This window comes from Zoogloea sp., from assembly GCF_028689785.1.
In the GTDB taxonomy this organism is placed as follows: domain Bacteria; phylum Pseudomonadota; class Gammaproteobacteria; order Burkholderiales; family Rhodocyclaceae; genus Zoogloea.
In genome coordinates this window covers 16,207-30,566 of the sequence record NZ_JAQVCN010000017.1, presented here as the reverse complement: position 1 = coordinate 30,566, position 14,360 = coordinate 16,207, and the positions used below count along the sequence as shown (strand labels likewise).

Annotated in this window: 19 protein-coding genes; 15 read left to right on the top strand and 4 right to left on the bottom strand. The window is 63.6% G+C overall.

Translation table 11 applies throughout. From position 1 onward, the window contains the following. Positions 1-79 precede the first annotated feature (79 nt). The 3 genes from PHI64_RS09840 to PHI64_RS09830 all read right to left on the bottom strand — a co-directional run bounded on the left by PHI64_RS09840 (position 80) and on the right by PHI64_RS09830 (position 3,488). Positions 80-544: a putative toxin-antitoxin system toxin component, PIN family gene (locus PHI64_RS09840; protein WP_299882110.1), complete on the bottom strand. Its 465-nt coding sequence runs from the start codon at positions 542-544 to the stop codon at positions 80-82. A 77-nt stretch (positions 545-621) separates the two neighbouring features. Next, positions 622-2,448: a class I poly(R)-hydroxyalkanoic acid synthase gene (gene phaC / locus PHI64_RS09835; RefSeq protein ID WP_299882108.1), complete on the bottom strand. Its 1,827-nt coding sequence runs from the start codon at positions 2,446-2,448 to the stop codon at positions 622-624. 14 nt (positions 2,449-2,462) lie between these two features. Beyond that, positions 2,463-3,488 carry an MBL fold metallo-hydrolase gene (locus PHI64_RS09830; RefSeq protein WP_299882106.1) on the bottom strand — a complete coding sequence of 342 codons (1,026 nt, stop codon included), beginning with the start codon at positions 3,486-3,488 and terminating at the stop codon, positions 2,463-2,465. Between the two features lie 117 nt (positions 3,489-3,605). Here PHI64_RS09830 and PHI64_RS09825 point away from each other — a divergent pair, with 117 nt between their 5' ends. From PHI64_RS09825 to PHI64_RS09760, 15 genes are all read left to right on the top strand, one after another. Further along, positions 3,606-4,043, top strand: a complete 438-nt coding sequence (locus PHI64_RS09825) for a MerR family DNA-binding transcriptional regulator (RefSeq protein WP_299882103.1) — start codon at positions 3,606-3,608, stop codon at positions 4,041-4,043. Between the two features lie 85 nt (positions 4,044-4,128). Then, complete coding sequence (locus tag PHI64_RS09820) at positions 4,129-4,599, top strand: PaaI family thioesterase (protein ID WP_299882101.1); 471 nt, start codon at positions 4,129-4,131, stop codon at positions 4,597-4,599. An 88-nt stretch (positions 4,600-4,687) separates the two neighbouring features. Next, positions 4,688-5,830, top strand: coding sequence for a carbonate dehydratase (gene can, locus PHI64_RS09815; RefSeq protein WP_299882099.1), 1,143 nt, complete (start codon positions 4,688-4,690; stop codon positions 5,828-5,830). A 68-nt stretch (positions 5,831-5,898) separates the two neighbouring features. Next, the gene (locus PHI64_RS09810; RefSeq protein ID WP_299882097.1) at positions 5,899-6,519 is read left to right on the top strand and encodes a 2-hydroxychromene-2-carboxylate isomerase; all 621 of its coding nucleotides are present in this window, start codon (positions 5,899-5,901) and stop codon (positions 6,517-6,519) included. Positions 6,520-6,628: 109 nt separating this feature from the next. Next, complete coding sequence (locus PHI64_RS09805) at positions 6,629-7,231, top strand: 2-hydroxychromene-2-carboxylate isomerase (RefSeq protein WP_299882095.1); 603 nt, start codon at positions 6,629-6,631, stop codon at positions 7,229-7,231. 1 nt (position 7,232) lies between these two features. Beyond that, positions 7,233-7,817, top strand: a complete 585-nt coding sequence (locus tag PHI64_RS09800; protein ID WP_299882093.1) for a TIGR00730 family Rossman fold protein — start codon at positions 7,233-7,235, stop codon at positions 7,815-7,817. Positions 7,818-7,845: 28 nt separating this feature from the next. Continuing rightward, a complete protein-coding gene (locus tag PHI64_RS09795) occupies positions 7,846-8,952 on the top strand; it encodes an S-(hydroxymethyl)glutathione dehydrogenase/class III alcohol dehydrogenase (RefSeq protein WP_299882091.1) in 1,107 nt (368 codons plus the stop codon). A gap of 1 nt (position 8,953) precedes the next feature. Further along, positions 8,954-9,802, top strand: a complete 849-nt coding sequence (fghA, locus tag PHI64_RS09790; RefSeq protein WP_299882089.1) for an S-formylglutathione hydrolase — start codon at positions 8,954-8,956, stop codon at positions 9,800-9,802. 4 nt (positions 9,803-9,806) lie between these two features. Then, entirely contained in the window at positions 9,807-10,475 is a 669-nt protein-coding gene (locus tag PHI64_RS09785; protein ID WP_299882087.1) for a DUF4126 domain-containing protein, read from the top strand. Positions 10,476-10,564: 89 nt separating this feature from the next. Beyond that, positions 10,565-10,774 carry a DUF1289 domain-containing protein gene (locus PHI64_RS09780; RefSeq protein WP_299882085.1) on the top strand — a complete coding sequence of 70 codons (210 nt, stop codon included), beginning with the start codon at positions 10,565-10,567 and terminating at the stop codon, positions 10,772-10,774. 9 nt (positions 10,775-10,783) lie between these two features. Next, positions 10,784-10,963: a DUF1289 domain-containing protein gene (locus tag PHI64_RS23595; protein ID WP_366945172.1), complete on the top strand. Its 180-nt coding sequence runs from the start codon at positions 10,784-10,786 to the stop codon at positions 10,961-10,963. Positions 10,964-10,973: 10 nt separating this feature from the next. Further along, a complete protein-coding gene (locus PHI64_RS09775) occupies positions 10,974-11,900 on the top strand; it encodes an MBL fold metallo-hydrolase (RefSeq protein ID WP_299882083.1) in 927 nt (308 codons plus the stop codon). A gap of 148 nt (positions 11,901-12,048) precedes the next feature. After that, positions 12,049-12,888 (top strand): RNase adapter RapZ, encoded by an 840-nt coding sequence (rapZ, locus tag PHI64_RS09770; protein ID WP_299882081.1) that lies wholly within the window; start codon positions 12,049-12,051, stop codon positions 12,886-12,888. Beyond that, entirely contained in the window at positions 12,885-13,292 is a 408-nt protein-coding gene (locus PHI64_RS09765) for a NusG domain II-containing protein (RefSeq protein WP_299882079.1), read from the top strand. Before rapZ ends, PHI64_RS09765 begins: the two co-directional genes overlap by 4 nt. Further along, positions 13,273-13,821, top strand: coding sequence for a Gx transporter family protein (locus PHI64_RS09760; protein ID WP_299882077.1), 549 nt, complete (start codon positions 13,273-13,275; stop codon positions 13,819-13,821). The genes PHI64_RS09765 and PHI64_RS09760 overlap by 20 nt, the downstream gene beginning before the upstream one ends. Here the strand turns inward: PHI64_RS09760 and PHI64_RS09755 are convergent. After that, on the bottom strand, positions 13,789-14,259 hold the full coding sequence (locus PHI64_RS09755) for a ribonuclease HI family protein (protein WP_299882075.1): 471 nt from the start codon (positions 14,257-14,259) through the stop codon (positions 13,789-13,791). The genes PHI64_RS09760 and PHI64_RS09755 overlap by 33 nt on opposite strands. Positions 14,260-14,360: the final 101 nt, after the last annotated feature.

Here is a 14,360-nt window from a genome sequence, read left to right as displayed (position 1 = left end):
GTGAAGGGAGGTGTCAGTCTAACGGCTCAGGGTGAAGGGGTATCGCATGCCATGTTAATTTTTGTGGCCTTCTTGTGGGTCAAGGCAGCAGGGCCTGGAAGCGCTCCGGCGTGAGAATGGCGAAGCGGCTGGCGATCACCGGCCGCCGAGCCAGTTTGAGTACCAGCTTGTCCCGGCTCAGCAGGGCGTGGGCATCGCTGTCCCGCGCAACTTCCAAGAACTTCTGGTCGTCCCGATCCAGGCAGTTGGGCAGTTCGCAGGCAGGTGTTTCGGTGGCCTTGATAAGGGTGCAGCGAGCGCGGTAAGCCGCCGCAATTTCCAGCTGGCGCTCGGGGGGCTGTTTGAACTGGGAATAGGCCAGCACACGGCTCAGCTCAATCAGGCAGTCCTCGCGGGTGAACAGCGTAAGGGTAGTGGCTTCCACGGCGCTGCGCAGGCGGGCCAGGGCGGGGTCTTCGAACATCCACAGGGACAGCACTACATTGGTGTCGAGAATGATCGGAAATCCGTGGGGAATGGGAGGAGCGAGCGGGTAGGTGGCCACGGCGGGTTCTGGCTAAAACAGAGAGACAAAAAAGGAAAGGGGGCCGAAGCCCCCTTTCATTTGCAAGGATACTGCGATCAGGCGGCCTTCTTGGCGTCCAGGCGAGCCTTCACATAGGAGCCCGGGGCATCCTCGAGCACCTTGAGGTTGCCGGCGACGGGGTCGCGGGCCGGCACCTTGGTGTCGTCCTGGGCGAGCAGCCAGGCTTGCCAGTCGGTCCACCAGGAGCCAGGGTGCTGTTCGGCGCCGGCGAAGAATTCATCGGCGGTAGCGGGCAGCTTGGCCGCGGTGTTGGTCCAGTAGCCGTACTTGTTGGCCGCCGGCGGATTGACGATACCAGCGATGTGGCCGGAGCCGCCCAGCACGAAGCGCACGTTGCCGCCAAAGTTGCGGGCACCGGAGTAGGTGCTCTTCCACGGGGCGATGTGGTCTTCGATGGTGGAGATGAAGTAGGTCGGGACCTTGATCTTGGAGAGGTCGATGGCGACGCCGCCGATCTCGATGCCACCAGGTTCCTTCAGCAGGTTCTTCATGTACATGTTGCGCAGGTAGAAGCTGTGCATCTTGGCCGGCATGCGCGTGGAATCGGAGTTCCAGTACAGGAGATCGAAGGGGAAGGGATCCTTGCCCATCAGGTAGTTATTGACCACGAAGGACCAGATAAGGTCGTTGGCGCGCAGCATGTTGAAGGTGCCGGCCATTTCGGAGCCTTCCAGGTAGCCGCGCTCGAACATCTTCTTCTCGAGGCTGGCAACCTGACCTTCGTCGATGAAGACACCCAGCTCGCCCGGATCGGCAAAGTCGGTCATGGTGGTGAAGAAGGTGCCGGAGGCCAGCCGCTTGTCCTTCTTGCCGGCCATATAGGCCAGGGTGGTGGCCAGCAGGGTGCCGCCCAGACAGTAGCCGGCAGCGTTGATTTCCTTGGCGCCGGTTTGTTCCACGATGGCGTCGACGGCAGCCAGAGTGCCTTCGAGCAGGTAGGAGTCGAAGCTCTTCTCGGCCTGGCGCTCGTCCGGGTTGACCCAGGAGATCACGAAGACGGTGTGGCCTTGATCGACACACCACTTGATGTAGGAATTCTTTTCGCGCAGGTCGAGGATGTAGAACTTGTTGATCCACGGCGGCACGATCATCAGCGGACGCTTGGACACGTCGGGCGTGCTCGGCGTGTATTGCAGCAGCTGCATCATGTCGTTCTGGAAGACGACCTTGCCCGGCGTGGTGGCAACGTTCTTGCCCAGCTCGAAGGCTGTGGTGTCGGTCATCTTGACGCGCAGGTTGCCGCCGCCATCTTCCACGTCGCGGAGCAGGTTGTTCAGACCCTTGATGAGGTTCTGACCGTGGCTCTTGACCGTTTCGCGGAACACTTCCGGGTTGGTCAGGGCGAAGTTGGAGGGGGACAGGGCGTCGATGTACTGACGGGTGTAGAAACTGACTTTTTTCTGGCTCTGGTCATCAAGGCCGTCAACGCTGCTGACGGTGTCATGAATGTGACGGGCAGCGATGAGATAGGACTGTTTCATGAAGTCGAACAGGAAGTGCTCCTGCCATTCTTCGTCCTTGAAGCGCTTGTCGTCCTTGGCAGGCGTGGCCACCGGGCTGCCGGAGCCCACGCCGGTGAGGCGCATCATGGAGTGCTGCCACAGGGAGAAGTAGTCCCACACCAGGTTCATCTGGGCCTGGGCGAGGCGATAGGGGTTGGCCAGCAGCTTGCCCATCATGTCCATGAAGGCCTGGGCGATGCCGAGTTCGTCGGCAGGGGCGCTGATGCCCTTCTTGACCTGCTTCTGGATGTGGTCGGCCAGCAGCTTGGAGGCCCGCTGCGCAACTTCGGCGTAGGTCTTGGCGACTTCTTTGGGGTCCGGCAGTTCGGACTTGGCGACTTCTTTTTCGGGCGCAGCCATTCGCTGGTTCTCCTTTATTGATGGCTTTTGATGAAACGGACAATCCCATCGCTTTCCACTGACCTGCACACCTCCCTTTTGCGCGCGAGATGGTTCAGGTGGGCGATGGCTTCCCCCATGGCAAACATGACCTGATGCGTGTCCAGTTCTCGCGGAAACAGGGTTGTAAGAAGCTCCCCGGCACAGCGTGGCACGGTACAGGCGGCGAGAAGTTCCGCACAGCGGTCGTCGTGGTGCTCGATGAGCTGATCCACGCGCAAACCGATGTTGCGGAACGGGCTCCCGTGGGATGGTAGCACGAGCGTGGCTACCGGCAACTGCTTGAAAGTGCGGATCGAATCGAGGAATCGGCCTAGCGGATCGTCATCCGGTGTGGCAGCAAAAACGCTCACATTGGTGGAGATGCGGGGCAGCAGCATGTCGCCGGAAATCAGTAGGCCAGCGGATTCGCAATGTAATGACATGTGCTCGGGCGAATGGCCGTGACCGACGATCACCTTCCAGCTGCGCTGGCCAATCTCCAGGCTGTCGCCGTCGATGACCCGGTCGTAGCAGGCCGGTAGCGAGGGGACGCCACGCTTGTAGGCGTTGCCGCGATTGGCCAGTGCGATGCAGCGCTCCTCGTCGAGGCCGTGCTGGCGAAACTGGGTGATCATTGCGCTGGTGTTGTAGCCCGGCAGTTGGTTCCAGAGGGCGTGGCCGCCGAGGAACTCGCCCAGGGTCATGGTCACCGGAGCCCCGGTCTTTTCCGACAGCCATTGGGCCAGGCCCAGATGGTCGGGATGGCAGTGGGTGACGATGATCCGCGTGACCGGCCGGCCAAGGCCGGCCAGGATGGTGTTCCAGGCCTCTTGGCTGGCGTCGAGACCGTAGCCGGTATCGACGATCACGACTCCGTCGCCATCCTCGATCAGCCACAGGTTGATGTGGTTCAGGGCAAACGGCAGTGGCATGCGGATCCAGTGCACGCCGGGTGCCACTTCGCAGGTCTCCCCGGTGGGGGGGAGGGTGTCGAATGGGTATTCTAGTGTCGACGTCATCGTTCTGTTCTCCTGTCTTGTACGGATAGTCGTTTCGCTTGGCCGCGTTGCCCGAGGCTGCGAAATCTGCTTTACTGGCCCTCGTTCTGTTTGCGTCAGTACCTTTTCGCCGGACCCATGAGCCAGGAAGAAACCTACACCATTACCGAGCTCGCTCGTGAATTCGGCATCACTCCGCGGGCCATCCGTTTTTACGAGGACGAGGGCCTCCTGGCGCCGACTCGTGCCGGGCGCAACCGCATTTACGCCAAGCGTGACCGTACCCGGTTGCGCCTCATCCTGCGCGGCAAGCGGCTGGGCCTGTCGCTGGCGGAGATTGGCGAGCTGCTCGGCATGTACGACGGCGTGCGCAACTCCACCCAGCAATTGAGCCGCTTCCTGTCCGTGCTCGCCGAGCGCCGGAGGGCCATCGAACAGCAGCGCGAGGACATCATCGCCGTTCTCGGCGAGATCGGCATGCTCGAGAAGCAATGTCGCGAGTTGCTGGCCGAAAATCCTGAAGGCGCTGCTGAAGCCCGGGCCGAGCTGGTTGCCCGATTGCGTGAGGGTAGTTGATTTTTTACCATTAAAGTTACGTTTACGTAAACGTTATAAGTCTGAATCTGCCAAGTGAGGCAGATCAGGCCCGTGGAGACCTGTCATGACCCGTCCGCCTCTGGAGCCTTTCCACCCACGAGACCCCGACTACGCTGCGAGGGTGCGGGCCAGCTTCGATCTCCAGCAGGCCATGGCCCTGATCGGTGCGCGACTGACGGTGGTCGAGCCCGGCTACACCGAGATCCATCTGCCCTTCAAGGCCGAGATCACCCAGCAGCACGGTTTCATCCATGGTGGCGTGGTGGGCATGATTGCCGATTCGGCCGCCGGTTACGCCGCCAATACCCTGACCTCCGCAGAGAGCAGTGTGCTGACCGTAGAGTACAAGCTGAACCTGATCGCCCCGGCCGATGGAGAGCGTCTGGTGGCACGGGGTGAGGTGATCCGTTCCGGGCGCACCCTGATCATCACCAAGGCCGAGGTTTTTGCCATCAAGACCGAGCAGTGGACGCTCTGCGCCATCATGCAGCAGACCATCATGGTCATGCATGGCCGAAAGGAAAAAGGCGCCTGAAGAGGGCGCGCGGTGCACGTTCGTGATGAAACGAATGGCGCGGCAGGGTATCGTGTCGGGCTGTTCCCCATTGAAGGAAGAGTGATCGATGGCCGTAACCCTTCGCATCCTTGATGAGCATGACCACGCCGAGATTGAGCACGTCCGGCAGTTCTTCCGCAACTATGCGGGCTGGCTGGGCGTCGATCTGGACTATCAGAACTTTGCCGAGGAGATGGCTTCGCTGCCGGGGGCCTATGCGCCGCCGACGGGGCGTCTGTTCTTCGCCGAGCTGGATGGGAGACCTGCCGGTTGCATCGGCATCCGTCCGGCGACCGAAGGCATCTGTGAGATGAAGCGTCTCTACGTCGAGCCGGAGCTGCGGGGCAACGGTGTGGGCCGCGAGCTGGCTCTGGCGGCGATCAAGGCAGCAAAGGCCCTTGGCTACCGCAAGGTGATGCTGGACACCCTGCCGGCCATGCGCATCGCCGTGAAGCTCTACCGCGAGCTCGGCTTCAAGGAAGCGCCCGCCTATTCCCCGACTCCCCTTGAGGGCACCATGTTCCTGGCCCTCGATCTGGAGAACTGGTCGGAGACCGAGGTACAGAACGAGAACCTGTTTCACCTGTTCGACTACAACCTGGCCTGGTCACGCAAGATGCGCCAGGTTGACCCGGGCTTCTTCGAGAAGCTGTCCACCCTGCAGGCTCCCGAGTATCTGTGGATCGGTTGCTCCGACTCCCGCGTGCCGGCCAACGAGATCATCGGCCTGCTGCCGGGCGAGGTGTTCGTGCATCGCAACGTGGCCAACGTGGTGGTGCACACCGATCTCAACTGCCTGTCGGTGATCCAGTTCGCTGTGGACGTGCTGAAGGTCAAGCACATCATGGTTGTGGGCCACTACGGTTGTGGTGGCGTCCGCGCGGCGCTGCAGCGCGACCGGGTGGGCCTGGTGGATCTGTGGCTGCGCCATGTGCAGGATGTGCACGTCAAGCACCTCGACCGCGTCGATCTGCTGCCCGCCGAGATGCGGCACGATCGCCTGTGCGAACTCAATGCCCTCGAACAGGTGGTCAACGTGTGCCAGACCGTCGTCGTCCAGGACGCCTGGAAGCGCGGCCAGCGCCTGACCGTGCATGGCTGGGTGTATGGCCTGAAGGATGGCCTGATCCGTGATCTGGGCATCAACGTGAGCCGTCGCGAGGATCTCATGCAGCGCTACTTCGCGGCCCTCGAAGCCCTTGAGGCCTGAGCTGGGCCGCTGTTGCCATACCCGGACGATCCCTAGGCCCCATGGGGCCGGCTACGGAGACCTGCGCCATGACTGAGCTCGTGCAGCCTGCTGCGCCCATCGACTTCTACTTCGATTTTTCGTCTCCCTATGGCTATTTTGCCGCCGAGAAGATCGACGCCCTGGCGGCTCGCCATGGGCGCACGGTGCTCTGGCACCCCTTCCTGCTGGGGGTAACCTTCAAGGTCACGGGCCTGGCGCCTCTGCCGACGATTCCGCTCAAAGGGGCTTACTCCCTGCACGACATTGAGCGCTCCGCCCGCTACTTCGGCCTGCCCTTCCGGCAGCCCAGTGTTTTCCCCATCCCCACCCAGCATGCCGCACGGGCCTTTCTATGGTTCAACGATCGCAACCCGGTCCGCGCCAAAGCCTTTGGCTTGGCCGCCTACCGTGCCTACTTCGTGGATGACCTGAACATCTCTGATCTGGGCACCGTACTCGACCTGGCGTCGGCCCAGGGTGCCGATCGCGACGAACTGTCGGCGGTGCTGGCCGGCACCGAAATCAAGGCCCGCCTGGCGGCGGAAGTGGATCTCGGTTTGTCCCGTGGAGTGTTCGGCTCGCCCTTCGTGTTTGTTGATGGCGAGGCTTTCTGGGGGGCTGACCGTCTCCCCCAGTTGGAGCGCTGGCTGGCCGAAGGCGGCTTTTGAGTAGGCCTGGGGCCGGGCCGCTGCCAGCCCCGTGTTGTCCGCCCTGTCGGGCGGACTGCCATGGATAATGCTGGCTGCGCATTTCCGACCCCCGAATTCCGGAGACCCCATGTCTGCACCCATCGATTTTTATTTCGACTTTTCCTCGCCCTACGGCTATCTGGCCTCCGAGCAGATCGATGCTCTCGCGGCCACGCATGGCCGGGCCGTGATGTGGCACGCTATCGTGCTGGACGCCCACTTTCAGCCCCAGGGCGGCATGAAGATCCCCGCCGCGCTGATGCGTACCGAATACGTGAAGCGTGACGTGGAGCGCTCGGCAGCCTATTTCGGCATCCCCTTCAAGGAGCCCGCCCCCTACCCGGTGCATACCGAGCATGCGGCCCGCGCTTTCCAGTGGCTCAGTGACCGCAGCCCGGACGACGCCCGCGCCTTTGCCCATGCGGTGTTCCGTGCCTACTTCGTTGATGGGCGCAACATTGCCGAGACGGCGGTGTTGCTGGAGATTGCCGATACCCTCAAGCTCGACCGGGACGACGTCGCTGCGGCATTTTCCGATGCGGCCACCAAGGCCCGCCTGAAGGCCGAGATCGATCTGGCGGAAGCTCGGGGCGTGTTCGGTTCGCCCTTCTTCATTGTTGAAGGAGAAGGCTTCTGGGGCAATGATCGCCTGCCCCAGCTCGAACGCTGGCTGGCCCAGGGCCCCTTCTGAGATGCGCCGGATCTGCGTCTTCTGTGGTTCCCGGCCGGGTGTCAATCCGGCCTACCGGGCCGCAGCCGAATCCCTCGGCAAGACCCTCGCCGAGCGGGGCATCGAGTTGGTGTATGGTGGCGGCAACGTGGGGCTGATGGGCATCATCGCTGACGCCTGCTTGGCCGCCGGCGGCAAGGTGGTGGGGGTGATCCCCCGGGCCCTGCTAGAGTGGGAAGTCGGCCATGAAGGCTTGAGCCGGCTTGAGGTCGTGGACTCCATGCACTCGCGCAAGGCCCGCATGGCCGAACTGGCCGATGGTTTCATCGCCCTGCCCGGCGGTCTGGGCACTTTTGAGGAGCTGTTCGAGATCCTCACCTGGGCCCAGTTGGGTTTCCACAACAAGCCAGTGGCCCTGCTCAACTGTGAAGCTTACTACCAGCCCCTGATCCAGATGATGGACCGGGGCGTTGGCGAAGGTTTCATGAAGACCGAGAACCGCGGTCTGCTGTTGGTTGAAGATAATGTGTATGCCTTGCTGCGCGCCATGGGGGCCTATCATCCCCCGGCGGTGGGCAAGCGCATCCGCGACGAAAGACAACTCTGAATCTGCCCTTCCCCAAGGAGAATTCCCCATGAAGACCCGTGCAGCCGTTGCCTGGAAGGCCGGCGCTCCCCTGAGTATCGAAACCGTTGACCTGGAAGGTCCCAAGGCTGGCGAAGTGCTGGTCGAGATCAAGGCCACCGGCATCTGCCATACCGATTACTACACGCTCTCGGGCGCTGACCCGGAAGGCCTTTTCCCGGCCATCCTCGGCCACGAAGGTGCTGGTGTGGTCGTCGATGTGGGTCCGGATGTGAAGTCTCTGCGCACCGGCGACCACGTGATTCCGCTGTATACCCCGGAGTGCCGCGAGTGCAAGTTCTGCCTGTCGCGCAAGACCAACCTGTGCCAGAAGATCCGCAGTACCCAGGGCCGTGGCCTGATGCCCGACGCCACCAGCCGTTTCAGCCTGGATGGCAAGCCCATTCTGCACTACATGGGTACCTCCACCTTCTCCAACTACATCGTAGTGCCCGAGATCGCCCTGGCGAAGATCCGCAATGACGCGCCTTTTGACAAGGTCTGTTACATCGGCTGCGGCGTGACTACCGGCGTGGGCGCCGTGCTGTTTACCGCGAAGGTGGAAGCCGGTGCCAACGTGGTGGTGTTCGGCCTCGGTGGCATCGGCCTCAACGTGATCCAGGCTGCCAAGATGGTGGGTGCCGACAAGATCATCGGTGTGGACCTCAACCCCGGCCGTGAAGCCATGGCCCGCAAGTTCGGCATGACCCACTTCATCAATCCCAGCGACGTGGAGAACGTGGTCGATCACATCGTCCAGCTGACCGACGGCGGCGCCGACTACAGCTTCGAGTGCATCGGCAACACCAAGGTGATGCGCCAGGCGCTGGAATGCACCCACAAGGGCTGGGGCCAGTCAGTGATCATCGGCGTGGCCGAGGCGGGTGCCGAGATCTCCACGCGGCCCTTCCAGCTGGTCACTGGCCGGGAGTGGAAAGGCTCGGCCTTCGGTGGCGCCCGTGGCCGCACCGATGTGCCCAAGATCGTGGACTGGTACATGGAGGGCAAGCTCAACATCGACGACCTGATCACCCATACGCTGACCCTCGATCAGATCAATGACGGCTTCGATCTGATGAAGAAGGGCGAGTCGATCCGCTCGGTGGTGTTGTACTGAGATGGGCGACACCGCCTTCGAGACCCTCTCCGAGCATGGCTGCTTCGGCGGCCGGCAGGGCTTTTACCGCCACGACTCGCGGGTCATCGGTCTGCCGATGAAATTCGCGGTGTTCGTACCGCCCCAGGCGGCTGCCGGCCCGGTACCGGTGCTGTTCTACCTGGCCGGGCTGACTTGTACGGAAGAGACCTTTCCGATCAAGGCCGGCGCCCAGCGGATGGCCGCCGAACTGGGGCTGATGCTGGTTGCGCCCGACACCAGCCCCCGCGGCGCCAACGTGCCCGGTGAGGCGGAGAGCTGGGATTTCGGCGTGGGGGCCGGCTTCTACCTGGATGCGGTGCGCGAGCCTTGGGCCCGCCATTGGCGCATGGAGAGTTACATCACCGGCGAGCTGCGCCAACTGGTGGCGAGCCGTTTCCCTGCCGATCCGGCCCGTTGCGGCATCTTCGGCCACTCCATGGGCGGGCACGGCGCCCTCACCCTGGCCCTGCGTCACCCAGATCTGTACCGTTCGGTATCGGCCTTCGCACCCATCGCCGCACCCAGTCTGTGCCCGTGGGGTGAAAAGGCGTTTGGCGGCTACCTGGGGGCAGACCGCCAGGTGTGGCGCGAGCACGATGCCAGCACCCTGGTGGAGGATGGCCGGCGTTGCCCGCCCATCCTGATCGATCAAGGCATGGCCGACCAGTTTCTGGCTGGCCAGCTCAACCCCGATCGCTTCGAGCAGGTGTGTGCCGATGGTCAGCCGCTCACTCTGCGTCGTCATGAGGGCTATGACCACGGCTACTACTTCATCTCCAGCTTCATGGCGGACCACTTGGTCCACCACGCCCGCTACCTGAAGGCCTGAGCTCATGGAGCTCGCCAGTGCCGATCTGCAGGCCCTGGCCGGGAGCGTCAAGCCGCTGCTCGACTGGCGCAATGTGCCCGTGGATCTGGCGTCCCTGGCTGCGTTGGCCGCGGGTCTGGGGTGGGCTAGCGGCCTGCGTCTGTATGCCCTGGTGTTCGTGCTCGGTGCGCTGGAGCGCTTTGCCGGCGTGCAGCTGCCGGGCGGGCTGGGCATGCTTGCCCACCCCTTGGTCCTCGGGGTGTCGGGTCTGCTCCTGCTGGTGGAGTTCTTTGCCGACAAGCTGCCCTGGCTGGACTCCATCTGGGATGCGCTGCATACCTTCATCCGCATCCCGGCAGGGGCGGCGCTTGCTGCTGCGGTGGTGGGCGATCAGGGCGGCGCCCTGCAGCTCGCCATGGGCCTCCTTGGCGGAACATTGGCCGCGGGCACGCACCTGGCCAAAGCGGGGGCCCGGGCGGCAATCAACACCTCCCCGGAGCCGGTCAGCAACGTGGCGGCCTCCCTGGGGGAAGACGCACTGTTTGCCGGCGGTATGTGGACGCTGATCCATCAACCCCTGCTCTTCCTGGCTGCCCTGGCCGTGTTCTGCGTTCTTGCCGTTCTGTTGATCGTGGTGTTGTGGCGTTTCGTGCGGCGCCTGTTCGCACCACGCAGCGCCCGGCCCTTGCCATAGGGGCCGGGGTCTGCGATAACCGGATTAAGGTATTCCCATTCACGACCCGTCGCCACGTAGCGGCAGGCACGCTTTCCCCGAGAGTTCCCATGAGTATTCCGTCCCCGTGCATCAATGTCTGCCGCATGAACGAAGCCAGCGCTTACTGCGAAGGCTGTTATCGCAGCATCCCCGAAATCACCGAATGGAGCCGTGCCAGCGACGCCCGCAAGCAGGCCATCCTGGGTGAGGTGGCCACGCGCCGGGCGGCTGCCGATCTTGTCGAACTGGGTTCGCGCGGCGAGTGCGTGAAGGATTGAGGGGCGACGATGAGTGACGATAACCCCTGCATCGGCATCTGCGAGATCGAGGACGGCTACTGCATAGGTTGCGGACGTAGCGCCGAGGTCATTTTTGGCGAGACGGATTCGGCGGGAGGCGATGATAGTGAGGCAGGGAGGGACCATATCCATCCCCTGCCTGGCGAGCAGGTCGAGTCCTCGGATTGAGGCCGGACCCGTGAGTGCCCATGGGGCAGTGACGCTTCCGCCCGGCATTGAGGTCATCGAGCGGGGCTGGCTGTCGGCCAACAATGTGCTGCTGTTCGACGGCCCCGAGGCCACCCTGGTGGACAGCGGCTATGTGAGTCATGCGGCCCAGACCGTCGCGTTGGTGGGGGAAGTGCTTGCCGGCCGGCGTCTGGCTCGGCTTATCAACACCCACTCCCATTCTGATCACATCGGCTGCAACGCCGCCGTGCAGCGTGCCTTTGGCTGCCGCATCGGTGTCCCCGAGGGCATGGCCGACGCGGTGGCGCGCTGGGATGAGGAAGCTCTGCTACTGAGCGTTGCAGCCCAGCAGGGCGAGCCCTTCCGGGCCGACTTCACGCTTGCTCCCGGCGAACGTCTGGTCATGGGAGAGCGCGAGTGGCAGGTCTTGCCGGCGCCCGGGCACGACATGGATGCGCTGATCTTCCACGCTCCTGACGCACGCCTGCTGATCTCCGGCGATGCTCTGTGGCAGAACGGTTTTGGCATCCTGTTTGCCGAGGTCATCGGTGCGGGGGGCGGCATCGAGGCCGTGCGTGAAACCCTTGAGGCCATCGCCCGCCTGGCGGTGGATCTGGTCATTCCTGGTCATGGGGCGCCCTTCGTCGACGTGGATGGCGCCTTGCGTGCAGCCTTCTCGCGACTGCGGGCCTTCGAGCAGGATGGCGCACGGATGGCCCGCAATGCCATCCGTGCGTGCGTCACCTTCACGTTGCTTGAGCAGCGGAGCATCGATCTGGACGCCCTGCCGGCCTACCTGGCCGAGGTGCCCCTGTATCGGGAGGCGAACCGCCGCTTCCTGGGCCTGAGCCCCGATGCCCTGGCGAGCTGGCTGGTGAGCGAGTTGGAGCGGGCCGGTGTGGCTCGGCGGAGGGGGTGTCTGTTGGTTGTGACATAAATTAACAAAAGTATTGGTTTCCATGAAAAACGAGGCTGCCAGGTTCGAGGAAGTTGTTTATGCTGTTTCAGAGGAAGGTGACAATTTGTCACTTTCCGATGGCAGGCTGACACGTAGATCAGCCGCTTTCCTCTCAACAGGTAACGTCATGCAACTCGTTCTGATCAGCGGTCTGTCCGGTTCCGGAAAGAGCGTCGCCCTCAATGTCATGGAGGATTGTGGCCACTACGTGGTCGATAACCTGCCCTCGGCCCTGCTGCCACAACTCGTCTCCCATCTGCGGGGGGCGGGCTACCAGCGTATTGCTGTGGCGGTGGACGTGCGCTCCGGCGCCAGCATTGCAGCTCTGCCCCGACAGGTCGAAGCCTTGCGCGGCATGGTCAACGACCTGCGCATCCTGTTTCTCGATGCCCGTGACGACACCCTGATTGCACGTTTCTCCGAAACCCGGCGCAAGCACCCCCTGGGGGACGAATGCAGCACCCTGGGCGAGGCCATCGCCCGTGAGCGGGAGGCTTTGGCGTTGATTGCCGAGCTGGGGCAGCGCATCGATACCAGCGACATGTCCGCCAACACTCTCCGCAATTGGGTCAAGGACTTCATGGGGCTGGAGGCGGGGAGCCAGATCACGGTGCTGTTCGAGTCCTTCGGTTTCAAGCATGGGATTCCGCTGGATGCCGATCTGGTGTTTGATGTGCGTTGCCTGCCCAACCCCCACTATGATCCTGTGTTGCGCCCCCTTACCGGCAAGGACGGTCCGGTCATCGACTTTCTCGCCAAGCTGCCCGAGGTGGGGCAGATGGTCGAGGACATCTACGGTTTCGTGGCCTCCTGGCTGCCGGCCTATGTCAATGACAACCGCAGCTACCTGACCATCGGCATCGGCTGTACCGGCGGGCAGCACCGCTCGGTGTATGTTGCCGAAAAACTCGCCGAGCACTTTCGCGAAACAGCCCGGGTTCACGTCCGGCACCGCTCCTTGAAATGATCCCCGGGCCTGCCCTGGGAGGCTGGCTGGCGGCCTGGGCCGCCCATCTTAAATGGGGCGATGTGCTTGTGTTGGCGGGCGCGCTGGCAGCATGCGGCTTCTCGGCCGTAGCCCTGTGGCAAGGGGGGCGCCCGGACAAGGCGATCATCAAGGCTGGCGGCCGGGTGTTTGCCGAGGTGGATCTGAACACCGCCCGCATCCTCGAGGTGCCAGGCCCCCTCGGAGCCACCCGCATCGAGATCCAGCCTGGCCGCGCCCGGGTTGCCGCCGATCCCGGGCCACGCCAGTACTGTGTGCGCCAGGGCTGGTTGAGCAGTGCCGGTGCGGTGGCGATCTGTGCTCCCAACCAGGTCAGTCTGGCCCTTTCGGGCCGCCGTGCCGATTATGACTCCATCAACTACTGAGATCGTCCTCACGCCGACGGCTGAAGACCATCGAGTGGCTCGCCACGCGGCAGCGGCCATCGTTCTGACGGTTGCCGAAGCGGCGATTCCGCTGCCCCTGCCCGGGGTCAAGCCTGGCCTCGCCAACATCATCATCCTGGTGGTGCTGGCTCGCTGGGGCTGGCGCGAGGCCGTGTGGGTGGCGCTGCTGCGGGTGTTGGTTAGCAGTCTGCTCCTGGGGCAGTTCCTGGCGCCGGGCTTTTTCCTGAGCTTGACCGGCAGCCTGGCCAGCCTGGCGGTGCTGGGCTTCGCCATGCACCTGCCCGGGCGGGCCTTCGGGCCGGTCAGCCAGAGCGTCCTGGCCGCCTTCGCCCATATCGGCGGGCAGCTTCTGGTGGCACGGGCCTGGCTCGTTCCCCATGATGGGGTGTTCTACCTGGTCCCGGTCTTCGCTCTGGCCGCCACATCGTTCGGGCTGGTCAACGGGCTGATCGCGGCGCGGTTGCTTCAGGAGGCGTCAGCGCCGGCGCCGCAGCAGGCCGGGGTGTAGGCCCGGCTTTACGGGCAGGCCGAGGGCTGCCCGCGACAGGCGGTCGGCGTCCTGGTTGCGATGTCGCGGGATCCACGCCAGACGGCATTCGGTAAAGCAGCTCATCAGGCCCCGGGTGCGCAGGATGATCTCGCGCAGCCGGATGACTTCCGTCGTGTCCAGCCCATTGACATGGCGCACCGCAAAGTCGCTGTCACCCTGCACCAGGACGCGGCGGGCTCCGGACTCCCGGGCGATCTCGAGGGCCATGCCCAGCGCCAGCAGTTCCGCCTCGTTATTACAGCCGCTCTGGGCCGTTATGCACGAGTACTCCTTGCGCTGCCCATCCGGAGCGACCAGGAGCACCCCCAGACCAATCCGGCCAGGGTTTGGGCAGGCGGACCCGTCGAACCAGATGTGCCACTCCGTGTGGTGGGTTTGGGGTATCGCGTCGGGCATTGTTTTGATTTCCGCGCGGCAAACCCTTCAATTGAAGCCTTCAGCCGTGCATCAGGGGCGAGAAAAATGCGTGTCGGCTAGGAGGCTTGCGATGAGGGAGC

Bases quoted from the DNA above. Each gene is read 5' to 3' on its own strand.
- PHI64_RS09810 (WP_299882097.1), top strand. From the start codon at position 5,899: ATGACTGAGCTCGTGCAGCCTGCTGCGCCCATCGACTTCTACTTCGAT.
- PHI64_RS09805 (WP_299882095.1), top strand. From the start codon at position 6,629: ATGTCTGCACCCATCGATTTTTATTTCGACTTTTCCTCGCCCTACGGC.
- fghA (WP_299882089.1), top strand. From the start codon at position 8,954: ATGGGCGACACCGCCTTCGAGACCCTCTCCGAGCATGGCTGCTTCGGC.
- PHI64_RS09795 (WP_299882091.1), top strand. From the start codon at position 7,846: ATGAAGACCCGTGCAGCCGTTGCCTGGAAGGCCGGCGCTCCCCTGAGT.
- can (WP_299882099.1), top strand. From the start codon at position 4,688: ATGGCCGTAACCCTTCGCATCCTTGATGAGCATGACCACGCCGAGATT.
- PHI64_RS09780 (WP_299882085.1), top strand. From the start codon at position 10,565: ATGAGTATTCCGTCCCCGTGCATCAATGTCTGCCGCATGAACGAAGCC.
- PHI64_RS23595 (WP_366945172.1), top strand. From the start codon at position 10,784: ATGAGTGACGATAACCCCTGCATCGGCATCTGCGAGATCGAGGACGGC.
- PHI64_RS09765 (WP_299882079.1), top strand. From the start codon at position 12,885: ATGATCCCCGGGCCTGCCCTGGGAGGCTGGCTGGCGGCCTGGGCCGCC.
- PHI64_RS09820 (WP_299882101.1), top strand. From the start codon at position 4,129: ATGACCCGTCCGCCTCTGGAGCCTTTCCACCCACGAGACCCCGACTAC.
- rapZ (WP_299882081.1), top strand. From the start codon at position 12,049: ATGCAACTCGTTCTGATCAGCGGTCTGTCCGGTTCCGGAAAGAGCGTC.
- PHI64_RS09785 (WP_299882087.1), top strand. From the start codon at position 9,807: ATGGAGCTCGCCAGTGCCGATCTGCAGGCCCTGGCCGGGAGCGTCAAG.
- phaC (WP_299882108.1), bottom strand. From the start codon at position 2,448: ATGGCTGCGCCCGAAAAAGAAGTCGCCAAGTCCGAACTGCCGGACCCC.
- PHI64_RS09825 (WP_299882103.1), top strand. From the start codon at position 3,606: ATGAGCCAGGAAGAAACCTACACCATTACCGAGCTCGCTCGTGAATTC.
- PHI64_RS09800 (WP_299882093.1), top strand. From the start codon at position 7,233: ATGCGCCGGATCTGCGTCTTCTGTGGTTCCCGGCCGGGTGTCAATCCG.
- PHI64_RS09830 (WP_299882106.1), bottom strand. From the start codon at position 3,488: ATGACGTCGACACTAGAATACCCATTCGACACCCTCCCCCCCACCGGG.
- PHI64_RS09760 (WP_299882077.1), top strand. From the start codon at position 13,273: ATGACTCCATCAACTACTGAGATCGTCCTCACGCCGACGGCTGAAGAC.
- PHI64_RS09755 (WP_299882075.1), bottom strand. From the start codon at position 14,259: ATGCCCGACGCGATACCCCAAACCCACCACACGGAGTGGCACATCTGG.